Origin of the sequence: Desulfurococcus sp., from assembly GCF_049970475.1 — an archaeon.
In the GTDB taxonomy this organism is placed as follows: Archaea; Thermoproteota; Thermoprotei_A; order Sulfolobales; family Desulfurococcaceae; genus Desulfurococcus; species Desulfurococcus amylolyticus.
In genome coordinates this window covers 1-3958 of record NZ_JBMFMW010000103.1, presented here as the reverse complement: position 1 = coordinate 3958, position 3958 = coordinate 1, and the positions used below count along the sequence as shown (strand labels likewise).

The window sequence follows — 3958 nt, the reverse complement described above, 5'->3', positions numbered from 1 at the left end:
GATGGAGCCACCGTGGAGTGAGCTGGAAAAATTTAGCGAGGAGGTAACAATACACTATAGGCTTCTCTACGATTACATCTTTAACAAGGGCTACGAGCCTATCAGCGCCCTTGAAGCCGTAATAGATCAGGTATGCCTTCAGCAGTAACCTACCTGTATGCATTTCTCTAAACTTAATTAGTTTCCACTACGTAATAAAAAATGTACTATTAAGGGATGCATCATGTATGAGTTCAAGGAGTGGAAGGTAATCGGGTCCGATAAGGTCTCAGCAATAGGGCTCGGCACATATGGTATCAAGAGTTATGATAAGGCGTTTGACGCGTTCATCTATGCATTAACCCATGGCATAAACCTGGTTGACACTGCTGAAATGTATGATGGTGGGAGAGCTGAGGAGTTCATTGGAAGAGTGGTTAAAGAGGTTGGACGGGACAGCGTATTCATAACGACCAAGATGCTACCAAATAGACTCGATGACAAGGAGAAGATTATTAGGGCGGCTGAGGAGGCTTTAAGGAGGCTTGGTGTGCCATATGTAGACCTCTACTTAATCCACTGGCCCAACGAAAGCCTCCCGATAAGGGTGCAAGTAAGAAACTTCGAGGTGCTCGCTGAGAAAGGTTTAACCAGGTATATAGGGGTAAGTAATTTCGAACCAGCCATGCTGCGAGAAGCCATAGAGGCTACAAGCAAGCACAAGATAGTTGCAAACCAGGTTCACTACAGTGTATTCAACAGGCACTATGTTGAGAAAGAACTCCTACCCTACTGTATTGAGAAGAAGATAGCTCTCCAAGCATATACCCCTCTTGAAAGAGGGAACGTAGTGATAAATAACGTCATAAAGAAAATGGCTGAGAAATATAGTAAAACACCTATACAGGTGGCATTGAACTACCTGGTGAGCCATATGAATGTTATAGCCGTGCCTAAGACAGAGAATATAGAGCATGTAAAGGAAATACTGGGCTCAATAGGCTGGTGGATGAGTATCGATGACCTTGAATACCTGAGAAAACACGCCTAGTTATCGAGGCAAGCCCTCCACGTCTTTTAGGCGGACCCCTGCTGGTATAGTGGATAAGGAATAAAATAGGGTTTACATAAATCTTCAACCCGATGGTGACCGAGGACTTGGAAAACAAGGAGCTAGAACTAACAAAGAAGCTTGCTGCAAACCCAAGGATAAGTATTAAGAGGCTTGCCGACGACTTAGATATGAATTACACTGCTTTAAGGGATAGGATTAGGAAGCTATCCTATAAGGGCTTGATAAGCTTCATCCTATCTGTTTCACCGCTTATCACCGGAAACACTGCAGCCTTGGTTAGGTTGAAGGGACATAAAGTGGAGAAATTGTTGTCGAGTGCCTCGAAATGTAATAGGGTTATAACAGGCCTAAAGGTGAGCGATGATGAGGCCATCCTAGTGATCTATGGAAAAGACAAGGGCGATATTGTATCAGTTATAGATGTATTGAGAGATGAAGCCGGCGGGGATCTTGAAATACACGTGGAATACGGGAGGCTCCACCCAGACTTTAAAGTCCAGATAAGGAACCCCAATCCTGAGTGCAATCATCCACCATGTAATAACTGTATACCCGTGCTCAGGAATAGGGTTAAGAATGGTTCTGGGCTTCATGGAACGCCGTAAGCCTCCTTGGTGAATACGAATATATTTTCATAGGTCGGCTTTCTCCTTAGATCTCTTATTCTCCTCCTGTACCACGGCATTTGTTTAAGGGTGTGATAAATTATTTCCCCGAATACCTTCCACCCCTCACTATTCAATTCATCGCCGTAGAAATAGTAATCCCGGTTATCATAGAGTTTCAAGATGAGACTTCTAACGTATTCAACAGTCTTCTCCTTATGCATTAACACTACCCTACTCTAACATCTTCTTTGCATGGTTGTAGCTGGAGTATCTTATTCCTCCTTAAGGCCTCCTCCAGCACCGGGAATACCTCCTTGATAGACTTGTTTGAATCTACTTCAATAAGCTTACTACTTACCCTGTAATACTCGATTATTGGTTTAAACGTCTCATAGAACACTCTATATCTGTTTCTAACTACCTCTGGCTCGTCATCTGGGCGCTTGATCAATTGTGCTCCATCGTAATCGCATTTCTCATCCTCCCTGGGCTTCGGCTCATAGTATATATTATATACTCTATTGCATACTGGACATATTCTCCGCCCGCTTAATCTCCTTACAGCCACTTCTTCCGAGACAACGAGATGCACCACGGCGTCGACATCCACTATTTTATCGAGGGCTTTGGCCTGCTCTAGGGTTCTCGGGAATCCGTCTAGGATGAAGCCTCTTAATGCATCGGGTTGCTTCAGCCTCTTGCTTACAACTTCTATAACGATCTCGTCTGGAACCAGTAACCCCCTCTCTATATAGGATTTAACCACTCGTCCCAGCTCGGTGTCTCTAGCTATTTCCTCCCTGAATATATCGCCGGTTGAAATGTGGGGAATACAGTACTTCTCCCTTAGTATCTGCGCGTAGGTTCCCTTACCTGCCCCAGGGGCGCCTATTAAGACTATCTTCACTAAAAGCCACCCCATTAAGTATTGATTCATCTTCGGTAATTTAATTATTATGGAGAATACTGGCTGAGAGTGAAAACTATGCCTTATACCTAGGATCACTTATACCGAGCCAGTTCAATAGTTTCTGGAACGCATGGTATTTCGAGACCGCTCTCGACCCATGGGGGCCAGGCCTCTTCATATAGAATGCATTAACCTCGTAGATCGTGCCGTAAGCCTGTCTATCAAGCGCTATCCTTCCTATTCTAGCAAGATCTACGAGTAGGCCAGCCAGCGCCGGGCTGTCATTTATCCTCATTAATATATAGAACTCATCCTTGAACTCGCCGAAGCTGTAGTACTCAACAATCATGGCAACAAACTTCTTGTCCCCTAATGGTTCGAGATACCCGGTTGGCCTGATGTAGTTGGGGGCTTCATAGCCAAGTATATCCTCTACGATACCGCTCTTCGTCTTCTTCTTCATGATATTCCTCTCAGGCAGGTTCAATGCAAGGAAATCGGTGTTGCCACCTATATTAAACTGCGCTATATCAATGACTTTTCTATTCCTCTCATACATGTGCTCCAGTAGGTCGGCTGTGAAGGGTGTTGCCCCAGTTGAGCCATCATCACCTAGTATAGTGCATTTCCTCTCAGTACATAGCTTGATGAAGCCTGGATCATTAGCTAGGGGTGAGGGTATCGCGTTCACGAATGTTACAGGTCTATATTTCGCCGCGTAAAGCGTTGCAGCATAAGCGTATGTCTGGCTAGCGGTTAGATCACCGTGCAAAGCCCTCCTCTCTATCTCCCTTGGATCACCAACGGCTTCAACAGGTTCAGTAGTCATAACGTTGATTAATACGTCTACGTTGAGATTCCTCCATTCATCGATCAACTCGTTTAACGCGGCATCAATACCCTTATCCTCTTCTCTCCCCCTAGCCTTGAAGGGGAGTCCCTTCATGCTATTTAAATGAATACCCCTGCTTACGACAATGTCCTTCAGGGATCCAGGTATTGAGTCACCCGGGTAATCCCTTCTCGCCAACTCGTATACCGTCTTCCCAACTTTTGATTCATCTACATCGTATGACGCCACTATTTCTATATCACTATACTTGTAAGGAAGCCACTCCCTCAGAGGAACCCCGTAATCAGGTATCTCATTGTTCTTTAATCTCTCTAATCCAACCTCGAAGTGTAGTGCGACCAATCCTTGACCTATTATAGCCACACGAATCACGGCGACCACCTATAATTTAAGCTTACTAAGAATTTCCTCGATCAATACAAGCGCATTCTTGAATGCATTGATCCCCCTCTCTGTTACAGAGTACAGTGTTTCACCGTTTTCCTGTCTCCGGGATAGTAGTCCATCCCGGCTCATCCTGTATACGACAGTAT

5 protein-coding genes are annotated in these 3958 nt (G+C 44.8%); 2 read left to right on the top strand and 3 right to left on the bottom strand.

Going from position 1 to position 3958, the window contains the following annotated elements; genetic code table 11:
• Positions 1-223 precede the first annotated feature (223 nt).
• Positions 224-1030 (top strand): aldo/keto reductase, encoded by an 807-nt coding sequence (locus ACP5N5_RS06035; protein ID WP_428133947.1) that lies wholly within the window; start codon positions 224-226, stop codon positions 1028-1030.
• A gap of 107 nt (positions 1031-1137) precedes the next feature.
• A complete protein-coding gene (locus tag ACP5N5_RS06030) occupies positions 1138-1659 on the top strand; it encodes an Lrp/AsnC family transcriptional regulator (RefSeq protein ID WP_276814931.1) in 522 nt (173 codons plus the stop codon).
• On the opposite strand, the gene ACP5N5_RS06025 is transcribed toward ACP5N5_RS06030, so the two are convergent.
• The 3 genes from ACP5N5_RS06025 to ACP5N5_RS06015 all read right to left on the bottom strand — a co-directional run bounded on the left by ACP5N5_RS06025 (position 1644) and on the right by ACP5N5_RS06015 (position 3797).
• Entirely contained in the window at positions 1644-1883 is a 240-nt protein-coding gene (locus tag ACP5N5_RS06025) for a hypothetical protein (protein WP_276814933.1), read from the bottom strand. The two genes, ACP5N5_RS06030 and ACP5N5_RS06025, sit on opposite strands and share 16 nt — an antisense overlap.
• 5 nt (positions 1884-1888) lie before the next feature.
• A complete protein-coding gene (locus ACP5N5_RS06020) occupies positions 1889-2569 on the bottom strand; it encodes an adenylate kinase (RefSeq protein WP_428133942.1) in 681 nt (226 codons plus the stop codon).
• Positions 2570-2645: 76 nt separating this feature from the next.
• Positions 2646-3797, bottom strand: a complete 1152-nt coding sequence (locus tag ACP5N5_RS06015) for an inositol-3-phosphate synthase (RefSeq protein WP_042667650.1) — start codon at positions 3795-3797, stop codon at positions 2646-2648.
• Between the last annotated feature and the right edge of the window lie 161 nt (positions 3798-3958).